The organism is Actinacidiphila polyblastidii (assembly GCF_036353415.1).
In the GTDB taxonomy this organism is placed as follows: Bacteria; Actinomycetota; Actinomycetes; order Streptomycetales; family Streptomycetaceae; genus Actinacidiphila; species Actinacidiphila polyblastidii.
The window spans coordinates 164,415-181,552 of record NZ_JAZEWV010000003.1 but is presented as its reverse complement, the minus strand read 5'-3'; the positions used below and the strand labels follow the sequence as shown (position 1 = coordinate 181,552).

14 protein-coding genes are annotated in these 17,138 nt (G+C 73.7%); 10 read left to right on the top strand and 4 right to left on the bottom strand.

The annotated features are described in order from the left end of the window. Positions 1–42: 42 nt before the first annotated feature. Positions 43–2,535 (bottom strand): ATP-dependent helicase HrpB, encoded by a 2,493-nt coding sequence (gene hrpB / locus V2S66_RS05945; RefSeq protein ID WP_413966318.1) that lies wholly within the window; start codon positions 2,533–2,535, stop codon positions 43–45. 235 nt (positions 2,536–2,770) lie between these two features. Next, positions 2,771–3,604 (bottom strand): class I SAM-dependent methyltransferase, encoded by an 834-nt coding sequence (locus tag V2S66_RS05940; protein WP_330793410.1) that lies wholly within the window; start codon positions 3,602–3,604, stop codon positions 2,771–2,773. A 310-nt stretch (positions 3,605–3,914) separates the two neighbouring features. Here V2S66_RS05940 and rpsA point away from each other — a divergent pair, with 310 nt between their 5' ends. Both rpsA and V2S66_RS05930 read left to right on the top strand, forming a co-directional pair. Next, positions 3,915–5,417: a 30S ribosomal protein S1 gene (gene rpsA, locus V2S66_RS05935; protein WP_330793409.1), complete on the top strand. Its 1,503-nt coding sequence runs from the start codon at positions 3,915–3,917 to the stop codon at positions 5,415–5,417. Between the two features lie 238 nt (positions 5,418–5,655). Then, positions 5,656–6,591, top strand: coding sequence for a proteasome assembly chaperone family protein (locus V2S66_RS05930; protein ID WP_330793408.1), 936 nt, complete (start codon positions 5,656–5,658; stop codon positions 6,589–6,591). Positions 6,592–6,675: 84 nt separating this feature from the next. On the opposite strand, the gene coaE is transcribed toward V2S66_RS05930, so the two are convergent. Next, the gene (coaE, locus tag V2S66_RS05925; RefSeq protein ID WP_330793406.1) at positions 6,676–7,281 is read right to left on the bottom strand and encodes a dephospho-CoA kinase; all 606 of its coding nucleotides are present in this window, start codon (positions 7,279–7,281) and stop codon (positions 6,676–6,678) included. 154 nt (positions 7,282–7,435) lie between these two features. Between coaE and V2S66_RS05920 the strand changes: the two genes are divergently transcribed. Together V2S66_RS05920 and V2S66_RS05915 are read left to right on the top strand one after the other, a co-directional pair. Next, positions 7,436–7,801: a tetratricopeptide repeat protein gene (locus V2S66_RS05920; protein ID WP_330793405.1), complete on the top strand. Its 366-nt coding sequence runs from the start codon at positions 7,436–7,438 to the stop codon at positions 7,799–7,801. 78 nt (positions 7,802–7,879) lie between these two features. Next, positions 7,880–8,833: a slipin family protein gene (locus tag V2S66_RS05915; RefSeq protein ID WP_330793404.1), complete on the top strand. Its 954-nt coding sequence runs from the start codon at positions 7,880–7,882 to the stop codon at positions 8,831–8,833. A gap of 69 nt (positions 8,834–8,902) precedes the next feature. Here the strand turns inward: V2S66_RS05915 and V2S66_RS05910 are convergent, their stop codons facing one another. Next, complete coding sequence (locus V2S66_RS05910; protein ID WP_330793402.1) at positions 8,903–9,430, bottom strand: methylated-DNA--[protein]-cysteine S-methyltransferase; 528 nt, start codon at positions 9,428–9,430, stop codon at positions 8,903–8,905. 154 nt (positions 9,431–9,584) lie between these two features. Between V2S66_RS05910 and uvrB the strand changes: the two genes are divergently transcribed. From uvrB to V2S66_RS05880, 6 genes are all read left to right on the top strand, one after another. Then, positions 9,585–11,681, top strand: a complete 2,097-nt coding sequence (gene uvrB, locus V2S66_RS05905; protein ID WP_330793401.1) for an excinuclease ABC subunit UvrB — start codon at positions 9,585–9,587, stop codon at positions 11,679–11,681. Positions 11,682–11,849: 168 nt separating this feature from the next. After that, positions 11,850–12,428 (top strand): TerD family protein, encoded by a 579-nt coding sequence (locus V2S66_RS05900; protein ID WP_330793399.1) that lies wholly within the window; start codon positions 11,850–11,852, stop codon positions 12,426–12,428. A 66-nt stretch (positions 12,429–12,494) separates the two neighbouring features. Beyond that, on the top strand, positions 12,495–14,369 hold the full coding sequence (locus V2S66_RS05895; RefSeq protein WP_330793398.1) for a TerD family protein: 1,875 nt from the start codon (positions 12,495–12,497) through the stop codon (positions 14,367–14,369). Between the two features lie 89 nt (positions 14,370–14,458). Beyond that, positions 14,459–15,469 (top strand): TerC family protein, encoded by a 1,011-nt coding sequence (locus V2S66_RS05890; RefSeq protein ID WP_330793397.1) that lies wholly within the window; start codon positions 14,459–14,461, stop codon positions 15,467–15,469. 115 nt (positions 15,470–15,584) lie between these two features. Continuing rightward, the gene (locus tag V2S66_RS05885) at positions 15,585–16,625 is read left to right on the top strand and encodes a cytochrome c oxidase assembly protein (RefSeq protein ID WP_330793395.1); all 1,041 of its coding nucleotides are present in this window, start codon (positions 15,585–15,587) and stop codon (positions 16,623–16,625) included. A gap of 133 nt (positions 16,626–16,758) precedes the next feature. After that, complete coding sequence (locus V2S66_RS05880) at positions 16,759–17,121, top strand: hypothetical protein (protein WP_330793394.1); 363 nt, start codon at positions 16,759–16,761, stop codon at positions 17,119–17,121. Positions 17,122–17,138 lie beyond the last annotated feature (17 nt).

Sequence of the window (17,138 nt, the reverse complement as noted above, 5' to 3'; positions counted from 1 at the left end):
GACGCGACGACCGACGGGCGTGATCACCTCTCCGCGAGGGGGTCACGCCCGTCGCGTGTTGGTACGGCGGGTGGCCGTGGCCGTCGAGGGGTCCTCGGGCCACGGGTGGCGCGGATAGCGGCCGCGCAACTCCGCCCGGACCGCGCGGTAGCCCTCCCGCCAGAAGGACGCCAGGTCGGCGGTGACCGCCGCGGGACGCCCCGCGGGCGACAGCAGATGGATGAGCACCGGCACGCCCGCCACCCGCGGCGTCTCGGTCAGTCCGAACAACTCCTGGAGCTTCACCGCGAGCACCGGCTGCTCGCCGCCGTAGTCGAGCCGGACGCGTGAGCCGGTGGGCACCTCCAGGCGCTCCGGGGCCAGCTCGGCGAAGCGCGCCGCCTCGCCGGTCGCCCAGGGCAGCAGCCGCGGCAGCGCGCCGCCCGCCTCGACGCGTCCGAGGTCGGCTCTCCTGCGGGCGCGCGACAGCTCCGGGCCGAGCCACTCCTCGGCCCGCGCCAGCAGCGCCTGCTCCGAGACGTCAGGCCAGGGCTCGCCCCGCACCCGGTGCAGGAACGCGAGGCGCTGCCGGGTCTCGCGCGCCTCACGCGACCAGCGCAGCAGCCCGGTGCCCTCGGCCCGCAGGCCGTCGAGCAGTGCGGCGCGCACCGCCTGCGGATCGGGCGAGCGCAGTGGCGCGGCGCTCAGCTCGACCGCGCCCAGCCGCTCCACCCGCCGCGCGACCACGTCGCCCCGCGCCCAGCGCACCTCCTCGTACGCGGTGAGCAGGCCGCCCGCGGCGAGCCGCGCGGTGTCCTCGTCCACCACCGCGGCCAGCCGGACGCGCGCCTCGGTGGCCGTCGCGGCGCGGTCGGCGACCGCCACCGCGATCCACTCGGCCCCGCCGAACCCCTCGCCGGCCTGCGCCGCCGTCCCGCCGGCCATCAGGTACTCACCGTCCGCGGAGGCCGCGCGCCGCCGCGCCACCCGCTCGGGGAACGCCAGCGCCGCCACCAGCCCCGCCGCCGCGTCGTCGCCCCGCCCGGCGCCGCCCGCGGCGGGCGGCGCCGGCTCCAGCGCGCCCCGCAGCCGCTGCGCCTCGGCGCGCCAGCGGCCGGCGTACGGGTCGCCGCCGCGGCGTGCGGCCCGCCACGCCGCGGCCAGGTCGCGGCCGTAGGAGGCCGGCGGCTCCTCGCTGAGCAGCGCGGTGACCTCGGCGGCGCGGACCGGGCCGATCAGCGGGGCGGCGTCCAGCAGCGCGCGGGCCAGCCGCGGATGCAGGCCGAGCAGCGCGAGCCGGCGGCCGCGCGGCAGGACCCGCCCGGAACCGTCGGCGGCGCCGAGGTCGCGCAGCGTCGCGCGGGCCGCGGCGAGCGCGCCCGGGGGAGGGGCGTCGAGCAGGCCGAGCCCGGTCGCGCCGGGGTCGCCCCAGCAGGCCGCCTGGAGGGCGAAGCCGGTCAGGTCGGCCTGGACGATCTCCGGCGCGGGCCGCCGCGGCAGCCGGGCGTGGTCGGCCTCGGTCCAGCAGCGGTAGACGGTTCCCGGCGCCTCCCGGCCGGCCCGCCCGGCCCGCTGCTCGGCGGCGGCGCGCGAGACCCGTACGGTCGTCAGCGCGCCGAGCCCGCGCGCGTGGTCCATCCGCGGTTCGCGGGCGAGCCCCGCGTCCACCACGACCCGTACGCCCGGCACGGTCAGGCTCGACTCCGCGACGGAGGTGGCGAGCAGCACCCGGCGGCGCTCGCTCGGCCGCAGCGCGGCGTCCTGCACCTCGGCCGGCGCCCTGCCGTGCAGGTGCAGCACCTCCGCGCCGTCGGGCGCGCCCAGCATCCCGGCGACCCGGGCGATCTCCCCGACGCCGGGCAGGAAGCACAGCACGTCGCCCTCGCCGTCGCGCAGCGCCCGCCGCACCGTCGCCGCGACGTGGTCGAGCAGCGCGGGGTCCACCCGCATCCCGTGCGGCGGCCAGACCGGCCGGGGCGGCGGCGCCCACCGCACGGCCACCGGGTGCAGGATGCCCGCGGCCTCGACCACCGGGCCGCCGAGCAGCGCCGCCCACGCCGCGGTGTCGGTCGTCGCCGACGCCGCCACGAGGCGCAGCTCCGGCCGCAGCAGGGCCCGCACGTCCAGCAGGAAGGCCATCGCGGTGTCCGCGTCGAGATGCCGCTCGTGGCACTCGTCGAGCATCACCGTGCCGACGCCGGGCAGTTCCTGGTCGCGTTGCAGCCGTTGCAGCAGTACGCCGGTGGTGACCACCTCCACGACGGTGCGGGCCGATACGCGGCGCTCGCCGCGCACCGTGAAGCCGACGCTCTCGCCGACCCGCTCGCCCAGCAGCCACGCCATCCGGCGGGCCGCGGCGCGCGCCGCCATCCGCCGCGGCTCGGCGACCAGCACGGTGCCGCCGGGTTCCGCGGCCAGCAGCAGGGGGACGAGGGTGGTCTTGCCCGTGCCGGGCGGCGCGGCCAGCACCGCGCACCCCGGCCCGCGCAGCGCCGCCAGCAGCTCCGGCACCACCGCGCCGACCGGCAGACCCCGCCCCTCCTCCCTGACCCGCAGCCCACTCACCGCGCCGACCCCGCCGCCCGACCGGCACCCGATCCCGTGCCGGGGCCCGCCACCGGGCCTTCGCCCGGACCCGCCTCCCGGCCTTCGGCCGGACCCGTCCCCATGCCTGTGCCTGCCCAGGGCCCTTCGCCGGGGCCAGACACGCTGCCTGGGCCCGCCACCGGCCTTTCGCCCGGACCCGCCGCCGGGGCCGGTCGTGCGACCCGGCCCTCGGCCGGGCCGGCGGTCATGCCGCCACGCAGACGAAGATCGCCGTGCCCGGCAGCAGCCGGCCGCGCAGCGGGGACCAGCCGCCCCACTCCTGGTCGTTCCACTCCGGCCACTCGGGTTCGACGAGGTCGACCAGGCGGAGCCCGGCCGCGGCGATCTCCCGGACCCGGTCGCCGACCGTCCGGTGGTGCTCGACGTAGACGGCCAGGCCCCGCTCGTCCTGCTCCACGTAGGGGGTGCGGTCGAAGTAGGAGGCGACCGCGGTCAGCCCGTCGGGGCCCGGCTCGTCGGGGAAGGCCCAGCGGAGCGGGTGGGTGACCGAGAAGACCCAGCGGCCGCCGGGCCGCAGCACCCGGCGCACCTCGCGCTGCACGGCCGCGCTGTCCGCGACGAACGGCAGCGCGCCGTACGCGGAGCAGGCCATGTCGAAGGAGGCGTCGGCGAACGGCAGCACCCCCGCGTCGGCCTGCACCAGCCGGGTGCCGCCGGCCTCGTACGCGTCCTGGTCGATCCGCCGGGCGTGCTGCAGCTGCCGGTGGGACAGGTCGAGGGCCACCGGGCGGGCGCCCTGGGCGGCCAGCCAGCGCGAGCACTGGGCGGCGCCCGCGCCGATCTCCAGCACGTCGAGGTCCTTCAGGCCGGCCGCCGGCCCGAGCAGGCCGGCCTGCTCCTCGTCCAGGCCCTCGGGCCCCCACACGAACCGGGCGTCACCGAGGAAGCCGCCGTGCTCCAGCTGGTACTCGTCGGCGTTCCGGTCCCACCAGCGGCGACTGGCGCGGGCGCTCTCCGCGACGCCGGCCCTGCGGCGCGTGGCCTCCGGTTCCTGGGGGTCTTCGGGTCCTTGGATCATCGCGGCTGTCGTCGTACTCTCTGAGAAGACCTGCGGAAGGGTGGCTTGCGCCGGTTTGGTTCGTTACGCGCGTCGTGCGCTCTTCGTGCATTGACCCTGCCCGGCTGCCCCCGTATGCTACAAGTTGCGCTGCGAGCCTGCGCGCCTCAGACGGAGCAGGCCACGCTCGACCTCGTCGCAGAGTTCTTGGCCCCGCGGTTTCCGGCTTCCGGAAGCCGGCCCCCGGAATCCAAGGACAGCGGCAGGACGAAAAAGGTTCCCGGCGTAGCAGTACCTACGACTTACTGTCCGTACCGGAGTCCTTTCCCTAATGACGAGCAGCACCGAGGCCCCTCGTACCACCCCGCAGGTGGCGGTCAACGACATCGGCAACGAGGAAGCCTTCCTCGCCGCGATCGACGAGACGATCAAGTACTTCAACGACGGCGACATCGTCGACGGCGTCATCGTGAAGGTCGACCGGGACGAGGTCCTGCTCGACATCGGTTACAAGACCGAAGGCGTCATCCCCTCCCGCGAACTCTCCATCAAGCACGATGTCGACCCAAACGAGGTCGTCAAGGTGGGCGATGAGATCGAGGCGCTGGTCCTCCAGAAGGAGGACAAGGAGGGCCGCCTGATCCTCTCGAAGAAGCGTGCGCAGTACGAGCGCGCGTGGGGCACGATCGAGAAGATCAAGGAAGAGGACGGCATCGTCACCGGTACCGTCATCGAGGTCGTCAAGGGTGGCCTCATCCTCGACATCGGCCTCCGCGGCTTCCTGCCGGCGTCGCTCGTCGAGATGCGCCGGGTGCGCGACCTCCAGCCGTACGTCGGCAAGGAGCTCGAGGCGAAGATCATCGAGCTGGACAAGAACCGCAACAACGTGGTCCTGTCCCGCCGCGCCTGGCTGGAGCAGACCCAGAGCGAGGTCCGCCAGACCTTCCTCACCACCCTGCAGAAGGGCCAGGTGCGCTCCGGCGTCGTCTCCTCCATCGTCAACTTCGGTGCGTTCGTGGACCTCGGCGGCGTCGACGGTCTGGTGCACGTCTCCGAGCTGTCCTGGAAGCACATCGACCACCCCTCCGAGGTCGTCGAGGTCGGCCAGGAGGTCACGGTCGAGGTCCTGGACGTCGACATGGACCGCGAGCGCGTGTCCCTGTCGCTGAAGGCGACCCAGGAAGACCCGTGGCAGCAGTTCGCCCGGACCCACCAGATCGGGCAGGTCGTTCCCGGCAAGGTCACCAAGCTCGTTCCGTTCGGTGCGTTCGTCCGCGTGGACGAGGGCATCGAGGGCCTGGTGCACATCTCCGAGCTGGCCGAGCGCCACGTGGAGATCCCGGAGCAGGTCGTCCAGGTCAACGACGAGATCTTCGTCAAGGTCATCGACATCGACCTGGAGCGCCGCCGCATCTCGCTGTCGCTCAAGCAGGCCAACGAGTCCTTCGGCGCCGACCCGGCCTCGGTCGAGTTCGACCCGACGCTCTACGGCATGGCCGCGTCGTACGACGACCAGGGGAACTACATCTACCCCGAGGGCTTCGACCCCGAGACCAACGACTGGCTCGAGGGCTACGACAAGCAGCGCGAGGAGTGGGAGGGCCAGTACGCCACGGCCCAGACCCGCTTCGAGCAGCACCAGGCGCAGGTCATCAAGTCCCGCGAGGCCGACGAGCAGGCGGCCGCCGAGGCCGGCAGCGCGACGCCGTCCGCGGGTGGCGCCGGAGCCGGCGGCGGCTCCTACTCGTCCGAGTCCGAGGACACCTCCGGTGCCCTGGCCTCCGACGAGGCGCTGGCCGCGCTCCGCGAGAAGCTCGCGGGCGGCCAGAGCTGATCGCTCGCCGCTGAGGCGACGACCGGTACGGCAAGCACGGCGGTGGGCCCGCCTTCCCTAGGGGAGGCGGGCCCACCGCCTTTGCGTGCTCGCGGGCGCCCGCCGACGGACCGTCACCGCGGGCGGCGGCGCGGAACCGGTCACCGGTTCGGGTGGCGCCGGTGGGAATTGCCGCCGATGGGAATGGCGGGCCGTTTCCGTTCGTTGAGGACCACAGAGAGCGAGGAGGACGATCACCGTGCTGGATCCCCAGGGACTGTACGCGTACGTGCCGGGCGGGGCCGAGGCCGTCGACGAGGCGGTCGGTGACGCCGGACCCGTGCTGCTCTACCACTTCGAGGGGTTCATGGACGCCGGCGAGACCGGCGCCCAGATCTCCCAGCAGCTGCTCGACCGGCTCGACAACCAGCTCGTCGCGCGCTTCGACGCGGACCGGCTGGTCGACTACCGGGCCCGCCGCCCGCTGATGACCTTCGAGCGCGACCACTGGACGTCGTACGAGGCGCCCGAGATCGACCTCTACCTGGTCCGGGACACCACCGGAACTCCGTTCCTGCTGCTCACCGGGCAGGAGCCGGACGTGGAGTGGGAGCGCTTCAGCAGCGCCGTGCTGCAGGTGATCGAGCGCCTCGGCGTCCGGCTCGCCATCAACTTCCACGGCATCCCGATGGGTGTGCCGCACACCCGGCCGGTCGGGCTGACCCCGCACGGCAACCGGGTGGACCTGATCCCCGGCCACCGCGCCTGGTTCGAGGAGGCGCAGGTCCCGGGCAGCGCGGCGTCGCTGATCGAGCTGCGGCTCGCCGAGTCCGGCCGGGACACGCTGGGCATCGCCGCCCATGTGCCGCACTACCTGGCGCGCTCCCCGTACCCGGACGCGGCGCTCGCCGTGCTGGAGGCCGTCACCTCCACCACCGGCCTGGTGCTCCCCGAGATCGCCCACGCGCTGCGGAACGAGGCGCACACCGTCCGGGTGGAGATCGACCGTCAGGTCGCCGACGGCGACGGCGAGTTGGTCTCCGTGGTCCGCGGTCTGGAGAGCCAGTACGACGCGGTGGCCGGCGCGCAGAGCCGGGAGAACCTCATCGCCGAGCCCGTCGACCTGCCCTCGGCCGACGACCTCGCCGCGGAGTTCGAGCGGTTCCTCGCCGACCGCGAGGAGGACGGCCGCTAGCGCCGTACCCGGCCCGGACGCCGTGCACCGGTGCGCGGGCGTACCGGCCTCTGGCGCACCGGCGCGCGGGCCGGCCGCGCGCGGTCAGTCGCGGGCGGCGACCCGCTCGGTGAGCTTCTGCCAGACCTTCCGCACCTGCGGCTCCAGCTCCTCCAGCGGCCCGTCGTTGTCGATCACCAGGTCGGCCGCGGCGAGCCGCTGCCGCCTGGTGGCCTGCGCGTCCATCCGCGCACGCGCCTCGTCCTCGCTCATCCCGCGCAGCCGCACCAGCCGGTCCAGCCGGGTGGCGGTGGACGCGTCGACCACGACCACCAGGTCGTACAGCGGCGCGAGCCCGTTCTCGGTGAGCAGCGGCACGTCGTGCACCACGATCGCGTCCGGCCCCGCGGCCTCCTGCAACCGCGCGGAGCGGCGGCCCACCAGCGGGTGGACGATCGCGTTCAGCGCCGTGCGGCGCTCGCCGTCGGCGAAGACGATCGCGCCGAGCTTCGGCCGGTCCAGGCTGCCGTCCGCGGCCAGCACCCCGGGTCCGAACTCCGCGACCACCGCGGCCAGTCCCTCGGTCCCCGGCTCGACCACCTCCCGGGCGATCCGGTCGGCGTCCACCAGCACCGCGCCGTAGGACACCAGCAGCCGCGACACCTCGCTCTTGCCGGCCCCGATACCACCGGTCAGCCCCACTGTCAGCATGCCCTCACCCTAGGGCCTGTCGATCGGACCCGAGGGACTTCCCCCCGCCGGCGCCGGTGCGCCTCGGCGGGGGGAATGGTGTCGCTCCGGCCCGCGTTGGGTATGTCTGACCGGACGACCCGTCGTCACCCGTGCCCCATCTCAGGGAGGCGGCATGCACGAGCGCACACCCGAGACGCATGTCATCGACTTCCGCGCGGCGGAGCAGCTGCTCGCCGCGCGCGACCCGCGCGGCGCGGTCAAGCTGCTCGACCCGGTGATCGCCGCCCACCCGGAGAACACCGCGGCCCGCCTGCTGCGCGCCCGCGCGTTCTTCCTGGCCGCGCAGCTGCGCCCGGCCGAGCTGGAGTTCCAGATCGTGCTGGAACGCGAACCCGACAACGCCTTCGCGCACTTCGCCCTCGCCCGTACGCTGGAACGGGCCAACCGGCCCGGTGAGGCCCAGCGTCACTTCCGGCTGGCCGCCGCACTCGACCCGCGCCCCGACTACCTCGCCGCGGCCCGCTTCGACGCGCCCTGACCGGGAACCGGCGGGGCACCGCCGGGCGTCGGACCTCTGTCAAGGAACTGTCCTTGCTGTCGAAGGGGGACCGGGGACATGGAAGTCGTCGTCGTACTGCTGGTCGTTCTGGCCGTACTCACGGTGATCGTGCTGCCCAGCAGCATGCGGGTCATCAAGCAGTACGAGCGCGGGGTCGTCTACCGCTTCGGCCGGGTCAACCGGCTGCCCAAGGAGCCCGGCCCGCGGCTGCTGCTGCCCTTCGTCGACAGGATGACGAAGGTCAACATGCAGGTGGTCACGATGCCCGTGCCCTCCCAGGAGGGCATCACGAAGGACAACGTCTCGGTCCGCGTCGACGCGGTGCTCTACTTCCGGGTCATCGACCCGATCCGGGCCACCGTGGACGTGCAGAACTACCAGTTCGCGATGTTGCAGGTGGCGCAGACCTCGCTGCGCTCCATCATCGGCAAGAGCGAGCTGGACGACCTGCTGTCCGGGCGGGAGAAGCTGCACGAGGGACTGGAGCTGATGCTGGCCACCCCGGCCACCGGCTGGGGCGTGCACATCGACCGGGTGGAGATCAAGGACGTGGCGCTGCCGGAGTCGATGAAGCGGTCGATGGCCCGGCAGGCGGAGGCCGACCGCGAGCGGCGGGCCCGGATCATCACCGCGGACGGTGAGCTCCAGGCGTCGCACAAGCTGTCGGAGGCGGCGCGGGCGATGGACGCCAACCCCGCCGCGCTGCAGCTGCGCATGCTGCAGACGGTGGTCGAGGTCGCCGCCGAGAAGAACTCCACGCTGGTGCTGCCCTTCCCGGTGGAGCTGCTGCGGTTCTTCGACCGGGCGGCGGCCGGCCGCCAGGACCCGCCGGCCGGCGGCCCCGCCCAGGCGCCGCCGCAGCCGGCTCCGCCGGCCGAGGCGGCCGACTCCGCGGGCTCGCCCGAGGTCGCCGCCGCCGACCGCCACGAGGGCATCGAGAGCGCCGAACGGGCCGAGCTGCCGCAGGCCGCCACGCCACAGATACCGGAACCCCGGACACCCGAGGAGTGAGCGCGCAGTGAGCGCGGGGTCCTGAGCGGCCAGAGGCCCCGGGCCCGCCGGGAGCATCAGGGGCGGCGGTCAGAACAGCGGCGCCGGCAGCACGCCCTCCAGGGCGAGCAGCCGGCGCTTGATCTCCAGGCCGCCGCCGAAGCCGCCTATGCCGCCGTCGCTCTCGATCACCCGGTGGCAGGGCACCACCACCGGAAGCGGGTTCGCGCCCATCGCGACGCCGACCGCGCGGGCCGCGCCCGGCTCGCCCACCCGGTCCGCCAGGTCCTGGTAGCCGACGACGCTGCCGTACCGCACCCCGGCGGCCAGCTCGCGCAGCACCCGCCGGGAGAAGCCGGTGATCAGCGACCAGTCGAGCGGCAGGTCGAAGGCGCGCAGCCCGCCGGCGAAGTAGGCGTCGAGCTGCCGGGTGACCGGGGCGAGCCGGTCGGCGTCCTCCACCGGCTCGCAGCCCAGCCGCCGCCCGAGCGACGCCACCGCGCGCGCCGCGGTGCCCGGATCGGCCCGGAAGGCCACCAGGGCGAGCCCCTCGCCGGTGGCCGCCACCAGCAGCGGCCCGATCGGGGTGTCCGTCACCGTCCATGCAGCGTTCGTCACGGCGCCCACGCTAGACGAGGGGTGTGACAGCGGGCCCCGGGCGGCCCGGACCGCGGCGTACGGCCACCGCGTCAGGCCGCCGCGGCGGGGACGGCGGGGCCCGCGATTCCCGGTCTGCGGCCGATTGTCGGTGGCGGGTCGTACCGTTGTCGTCATGCGGCCCGTATCTGACATCGAACGCACTGTGGCGCCCTTCGAGGTCGTCAGCCCCTTCCAGCCGAGCGGCGACCAGCCGACGGCCATCGACGACCTCGAGCGGCGTATCCGTGCGGACGAGCAGGACGTGGTGCTGCTCGGCGCGACCGGCACCGGCAAGTCCGCCACCACCGCCTGGATGATCGAGCGGCTCCAGCGCCCCACCCTGGTGATGGCGCCGAACAAGACGCTGGCCGCACAGCTCGCCAACGAGTTCCGCGAGCTGCTGCCCAACAACGCGGTCGAGTACTTCGTGTCGTACTACGACTACTACCAGCCGGAGGCGTACGTCCCGCAGACGGACACCTACATCGAGAAGGACTCCTCGATCAACGAGGAGGTGGAGCGGCTGCGCCACTCCGCGACCAACTCGCTGCTCACCCGGCGGGACGTCGTGGTGGTCGCCTCGGTCTCCTGCATCTACGGCCTGGGCACCCCGCAGGAGTACATCGACCGGATGGTCAGGCTCAAGGTCGGCGACGTCATCGACCGCGACCAGCTGCTGCGCAAGTTCGTCGAGATCCAGTACACCCGCAACGACGTGGCCTTCTCCCGCGGCACCTTCCGGGTCCGCGGCGACACCGTGGAGATCTTCCCGGTGTACGAGGAGCTGGCGGTCCGCATCGAGATGTTCGGCGACGAGATCGAGGCGCTCTACACCCTGCACCCGCTCACCGGCGAGGTGATCACCGAGGACGAGCAGATCTACGTCTTCCCCGCCACCCACTACGTCGCCGGGCCCGAGCGCATGGAGCGCGCCATCGCCGGCATCGAGAAGGAGCTGGAGGGGCAGCTCGCGCTGATGGAGAAGCAGGGCAAGCTGCTGGAGGCCCAGCGGCTGCGGATGCGCACCACCTACGACATCGAGATGATGCGCCAGATCGGCACCTGCTCCGGCATCGAGAACTACTCGCGGCACATCGACGGCCGCGAGCAGGGCTCCGCGCCCGACACCCTGATCGACTACTTCCCCGAGGACTTCCTGCTGGTCATCGACGAGTCCCACGTCACCGTCCCGCAGATCGGCGCGATGTACGAGGGCGACGCGTCCCGCAAGCGCACCCTGGTCGACCACGGCTTCCGGCTGCCGTCGGCGCTGGACAACCGCCCGCTGAAGTGGGAGGAGTTCCTGAAGCGGGTCGGCCAGACGGTGTACCTGTCGGCGACCCCCGGCCCGTACGAGCTGTCCCGCGGCGACGGGCAGGTCGAGCAGATCATCCGCCCGACCGGCCTGATCGACCCCGAGGTGGTCGTCAAGCCCACCGAGGGCCAGATCGACGACCTGGTGCACGAGATCCGTCTGCGCACCGAGCGGGACGAGCGGGTCCTGGTCACCACCCTGACCAAGAAGATGTCCGAGGACCTCACCGACTACCTGCTCGAACTGGGCATCAGGGTCCGCTACCTGCACAGCGACATCGACACCCTGCGCCGCGTCGAGCTGCTGCAGGAGCTGCGGGCCGGCGAGTACGACGTGCTGGTCGGCATCAACCTGCTCCGCGAGGGCCTGGACCTGCCCGAGGTGTCGCTGGTCGCGATCCTGGACGCCGACAAGGAGGGCTTCCTGCGCTCCGGCACCTCGCTGATCCAGACCATCGGCCGCGCCGCCCGGAACGTCTCGGGCCAGGTGCACATGTACGCGGACCGGGTCACCCCGGCGATGGAGAAGGCCATCGACGAGACCAACCGCCGCCGCGTCAAGCAGGTCGCCTACAACACCGAGCGCGGCATCGACCCGCAGCCGCTGCGCAAGAAGATCGCCGGCATCCTCGACTACATCGCCCGCGAGGACGCCGACACCGAGGAGCTGCTCGGCTCCGGCCGGCAGCGCTCGCGCGGCAAGGCGCCGGTGCCCGGCCTGTCCGCGAAGGCCGGCGGCAAGCGGGCGTCGGGCGGGCTGCCCGCCGAGGAGCTGGCCGAGCTGATCGCCCAGCTCACCGAGCAGATGCACACCGCCGCCGCCGAGCTGCAGTTCGAGGTCGCGGCCCGGCTGCGGGACGAACTGGGCGACCTCAAGAAGGAGCTGCGCCAGATGCGTGAGGCAGGGGTGGCCTAGGCCCGCTCCTGAGGCTCCCCGCGGCGCCCACCGGGGCCGCGGAAAAGGGAACCTCGCGGATATCAGCCGGAATCTCCCGCTGACGAACCGGGATGCGCATCCCTCGCGTCTTGTTAGGGTGCGGGACACACCACCGCACACGAAGTGACGGGTGAGAGGGGACAGCGCGTGACGGTCAACATGACCAAGGGTCAGAAGATCAGCCTGAGCAAGGCGGACGGGGGATCGCTGACCGCGGTCAGGATGGGCCTCGGCTGGCAGGCCGCGCCTCGCCGCGGGCTCTTCGGCAGCCGCACCCGCGAGATCGACCTGGACGCCTCGGCGGTGCTCTTCGCCGACAAGCAGCCGGTGGACGTGGTCTTCTTCCGCCACCTCACCAGCGACGACGGCTCCGTCCGGCACACCGGCGACAACCTGGTCGGCGGCGCCGGCCAGGGCGGCGACGACGAGTCGATCCTCGTCGACCTCCAGCGGGTCCCGGTGCACGTCGACCAGATCGTCTTCACCGTCAACTCCTTCACCGGACAGACCTTCGCCGAGGTGCAGAACGCCTTCTGCCGGCTGGTCGACGAGACCAACGGCCAGGAGCTGGCCCGCTACACGCTCACCGGAGGCGGCACCTACACCGCGCAGATCATGGCGAAGGTGCAGCGCGGCCAGGGCGGCTGGTCGATGACGGCGATCGGCACACCCGCCAACGGGCGCACCTTCCAGGACCTGATCCCGGCCATCCTGCCCGCCCTGTAGCGGACCGGCCCGGTGCGCCAGGCACCACGAGAACCACCGAGGACGACGGGAACGGGGGCGGCGGGCATGTCAGCCGAACTGGTCCGCGGACAGAACCATCCACTGCCGGGCAACCGGCTGGAGATACGGGTGTCGGCCGGCACCCCCGTGGTCGCCGCGGTCACCCTCGGCGACGAGCAGGGCCGGGTCGCCGCCGACGGCGACGCGTCCGCGCAGCCCGGGGAGGGCTGGCTGGCCCACCCCGGCGCGCCGCGGCTGCCCGGCGTCGAGGTGCCGCGGCAGGCCGCCGCCGACCACCGGCTGGCCCTCGACCTCGGCGCGCTGCCGGACACCGTGCACCGCGTCCACGTGCTGCTGGCGCTGCCGGCGGACTGCCCGGACGGCCCCGCGGTCTTCGGCGCCGCCCCCGCCCCGCATCTGACGGTCACCACGCCCGACGGCGCCGAGGCCGCCGGGTTCACCATCACCGGGCTGAGCGCGGAGACCGCGCTCCTCGCGGTGGAGCTGTACCGGCGGCAGGGCACGTGGAAGGTGCGCGCGGTCGGCCAGGGCTACGAGGGCGGCCTGTCCGCGCTCCTCGCCGACCAGGGCGCCGCCCGCCCCGCGGCGACCGCGCGGCTGATCGACCAGGCGGTGGCCCGCGCGCAGTCCCGCTCGGTGGACGGCCCGGCCGACACCGGCGCCGCCGCGAGCGCCGACCGCACCGCCGACCCGGCCGCCGCGTCGGGCACCGTCTCGGACGCGGCGGCGCCGGACGCGGCAGGCGTCGACTACCGGCACCCGCGGCGCGGCGCCGCGCCCCCGCCGCCGCTGCCCCCGCCGCCCGCTCCGCCGGCGCCCGTCGCGGGGGACGCGAGCGGCTGGACGATGGAGGAGCGGCTGCACAACCAGATCTGGGGCATGTTCGAGGACCTGACCCGCAGCGTCGCCGCCTACCGCAGCGCGGAGGACTTCGCCGCGTCCCGCTACGAGCAGGAGCTCGACCGGCTGCTGGCCGACCCGCGCACCCGCGGCGGCCCGGAGGCCGACGCCGCGCGCGACCAGGCACAGCTCAAGCAGATGGCACTGGTCGACCAGGCCCGCGCGGTGCTGGACCGCGACCTGGCCCAGCTCACCGCGGAGGCGGAGGTCGTCGAGCCGGCGCTGCCGCCGCCCTTCGCCGGCTGGGACAACCCGTGCTGGCACGCCTACCAGGTGCCGGCCGAGCGCCCGCTGGCGGTCCGGCTCGGCTCGCTGAACCTGCCCGAGGCGCCCGAGCTGCGCATTCCGCTGCTGGCCCGGCTGCCGCTGGAGCGCGGTCTGTGGGTCGACGCCGCCGAGGACCGGCGGCTCGCCCTGGACACCGCGGTGGCGATCGCCGCCCGGCTGCTGGCGTCCCACCCCGCGGGCGGCTTCGCCCTGAGCGCGCTGGACCCGGCGGGCTCGGGCGCCGCCGCGCTCGCGCCGCTGCACACCGGAGGGGCGCTGGCGCTGCCGCCGGCGACGATGGGCGCGGCCGGCGTCAGCGAGGTGCTGAACCGGCTGACCGAGCGGGTCGACCTGCTGCAGATGGCGATGCGCGGCGGCGCCGCCGACGCGCTGCCGCCCGGCTTCGACACCGCCGAGCAGCTGCTGATCGTCAACGAGTTCCCGTACGGCTTCGACGACCGGGCGGTCAACCAGCTGCGGTATCTCGCCGACGAGGGGCCGGCCGCCGGCGTCCACCTGCTGCTGGTCGCGGACCGCGAGGACGCGGCCGCGTACGGGCCGGTGCTCGACCCGCTGTGGCGGTCGATGCTGCGGCTGACCCCGCTGCCCAGCGACCACCTGGCCGATCCGTGGGTGGGCCACGCCTGGACGTACGAGCCGTCCCCGGTGCCGACGGGCAGCCAGGTGCTCGCGCAGGTGCTGCGGCAGCTCGCCGCCGCCGGGCCCGCCGAGCAGGGCAGGCCGTTCCCCTAGGGTCGTGAGCTGGGCTTTTGGGTTGGCCTTTACCGTTCCTTGGTGATTCGTGTACCGTTTGTGGACGTACCGAATCAGCCGGAGGATCTGTGGACGTCTCCCTCTCCCTCTGGGCGCTCACCATCGCAGGACTGTGTGCCCTGATCGCCGCCGACTTCGTCATCGGCCGCACCCCGCACGACGTGTCCGTGCGGGAGGCCGGGATCTGGACCGTGGTCTGGGTCGTGCTGGCCGGGCTCTTCGGCCTCGGCCTGCTCTTCTTCTCCGGTGGCAAGCCCGCCGGGGAGTTCTTCGCCGGATACGTCACGGAGAAGTCGCTCAGCGTCGACAACCTCTTCGTCTTCGTGCTGATCATGGGCAAGTTCGCCGTTCCCAGCCGGTACCAGCAGCGCGTCCTGCTGGTCGGCGTGCTCATCGCGCTGGTGCTGCGGGCGGTCTTCATCGCGGCCGGCGCGACCGTCCTCGCCGCCTTCTCCTGGGTCTTCTTCCTCTTCGGCGCCTTCCTGATCTGGACCGCCTGGAAGCTGATCAAGGAGGCGCGCTCCGACGAGCAGGAGACCGACTACGAGGAGAACCGGCTGCTCAAGGCGGTCGAGCGGCGGGTGCCGTCCACCGACCGCTACCACGGCACCCGGCTGTTCGTCCGGGAGAACGGCAAGCGGCTGATGACGCCGATGCTCGTGGTGATGCTCGCCATCGGCACCACCGACGTGCTCTTCGCGCTCGACTCGATCCCGGCGATCTTCGGCCTCACCCAGGACCCCTACATCGTCTTCACCGCGAACGCCTTCGCGCTGATGGGCCTGCGGCAGCTGTACTTCCTCATCGGCGGCCTGCTGAAGAAGCTGGTCCACCTCTCCTACGGCCTCTCGGTGATCCTCGGGTTCATCGGCGTGAAGCTGGTGCTGCACGCGCTCCACGAGTCCGGCGTGCACGTCCCGGAGATCTCCATCCCGGTCTCCCTCGGGGTGATCGTGGCCGTCCTCGCGGTGACCACCGCGACCAGCCTCGTCGCCGCCCGCCGCGCCCCCGCCGCACCCGAGGCGGAGGAGCGCGCGCAGGAGCCGAAGGACGCGCCGACCTCCGACACCCGCGTCTGACACCCGCGCCCGACGCCCGCATCCGACACCGCGCCGCAACCCTGCGCGCAGGCCGCGCCCGCCGAGGGGCTAGCGTGGCCCCCGAAGCGGACGGTTCACGTGGAAAGGCGCGGATGTGGCGAGCCCCCTGGCCCTGCCCGAGCTGACCGGCTCCCGGTTCTTCGACTCCTGGCGGCTCGACGCTCCCGCGCTCGCCGTGATCGTGCTGCTCGGCGCCCTCTACGCGTACGGGGTGCGGCGCAGATCGCGCGCGGGCGAGCGGTGGCCGCTGTGGCGGACGGCGGCCTTCTCCCTGCTCGGCCTCGGCACCCTGGTGGTCGCCACGATGTCCTCGCTCGCGGTGTACGACAAGGTGCTCTTCTGGCCGGCCGCCGTGCAGAACATCCTGCTCGACCTGTTCGCGCCGCTCGGCCTCGCCCTCGGCGACCCGCTCGCGCTCGCCGCCCCGGACGGGCGGCTGCGCCGCGCCTTCGGCTCCCGCGCGGTGCGCGCCCTGACGTACCCGCTGGTCAGCTCGGTGCTGGTGCTCGCCTCCGAGCTGACCATCTACTTCACGCCGTACTTCGCGACCGCGCTCGGCAACGGCTTCGTCCTCCAGCTGATGCACCTGCAACTGCTGCTGACCGGCTGCCTGTTCGTGCTGCCGATGCTCAGCCGCCAGGAACTGCTGCCGTCCTGGTGCAGCCATCCGGTGCGGGCCGCGCTGGTCTTCTTCGACGGGCTCTTCGACTCGGTGCCCGGCCTGGTCGTGATGACCAGCGGCACCCTGGTCGCGGGCCACTGGTACACCGGGCACCCGCGGACCTGGGGACCGTCGGTCCGCCACGACCAGATGCTCGGCGGCGGGCTGATGCTGATGCTCGCCGAGCTGGTCGCGCTGCCCTTCCTGCTGCTGGTGTTCCTGGAGTGGGCCCGCGCCGAACGGGCCAGGACCGCGGCGCTCGACGCCCAGCTCGACCGCGAGGAGGCGTCCCGGTCCTTCGCGCCTCCCACGTCCGCGTCCCCGGCCGCAGCCGCAGCCGCGTCCGTGCCGGCTGCCGCGGCCGCACCCGAGGCCGCGCCAGCGGGCGCCCGGCCCGAGCCGCCGGAGATGACCCGCCCCTGGTGGGAGACCGATCAGGGCGAGGTCGGCATGCGCATGCGCGGCCGGAAGTGAGGCGTCACTCGTCCGAGTGATTCCGTAGCGGCGGTCCCTGGCCCGGCGGGTCTCCCGCGCTCCTGCACCGTGCCGTCACGGATGGTGCGCGGCGTCGCGGTACTTTGCCCGGAATGCCCATAAATTGGCCCGCATGCAGAACGTGAACCCTCCCAGCGAGCGCCTGTACGGCGTGATGCAGGCGCTGCTCGCCGCGTACGCGCAGAAGGCCCCCGCCCCCTCCGCGGAGCCCCGCGGCGTCGTCGAGGAGCAGGACGCCCTCGACGCCGTGATGAACCTGGCCGCCGTCCTCGACAAGAACCTGCGGGACGGCAGGCTCTCGGAGAACAACGCCGCCCACATGGCGGCGCTGCTCATGCTGATCCGCGACCACCTCCGTCCGCTGCCGGCGGGCCCGCCCGCGGAGGACGCCGGCGCCGACCGGGTGACGGCGGACCTGCGCGAGTTCGTGGACGGCCTCAGGGCGGCCCGCGCCGAGACGGGGATGCGCGGCTAGCTCGCCCCGCCCCGAGC

What these genes read in the sequence shown, in the direction of transcription:
- uvrB (WP_330793401.1), top strand. Translation starts at nt 9,585, where the DNA reads ATGCGGCCCGTATCTGACATCGAACGCACTGTGGCGCCCTTCGAGGTC.
- V2S66_RS05880 (WP_330793394.1), top strand. Translation starts at nt 16,759, where the DNA reads ATGCAGAACGTGAACCCTCCCAGCGAGCGCCTGTACGGCGTGATGCAG.
- V2S66_RS05895 (WP_330793398.1), top strand. Translation starts at nt 12,495, where the DNA reads ATGTCAGCCGAACTGGTCCGCGGACAGAACCATCCACTGCCGGGCAAC.
- rpsA (WP_330793409.1), top strand. Translation starts at nt 3,915, where the DNA reads ATGACGAGCAGCACCGAGGCCCCTCGTACCACCCCGCAGGTGGCGGTC.
- coaE (WP_330793406.1), bottom strand. Translation starts at nt 7,281, where the DNA reads ATGCTGACAGTGGGGCTGACCGGTGGTATCGGGGCCGGCAAGAGCGAG.
- V2S66_RS05940 (WP_330793410.1), bottom strand. Translation starts at nt 3,604, where the DNA reads ATGATCCAAGGACCCGAAGACCCCCAGGAACCGGAGGCCACGCGCCGC.
- V2S66_RS05920 (WP_330793405.1), top strand. Translation starts at nt 7,436, where the DNA reads ATGCACGAGCGCACACCCGAGACGCATGTCATCGACTTCCGCGCGGCG.
- V2S66_RS05915 (WP_330793404.1), top strand. Translation starts at nt 7,880, where the DNA reads ATGGAAGTCGTCGTCGTACTGCTGGTCGTTCTGGCCGTACTCACGGTG.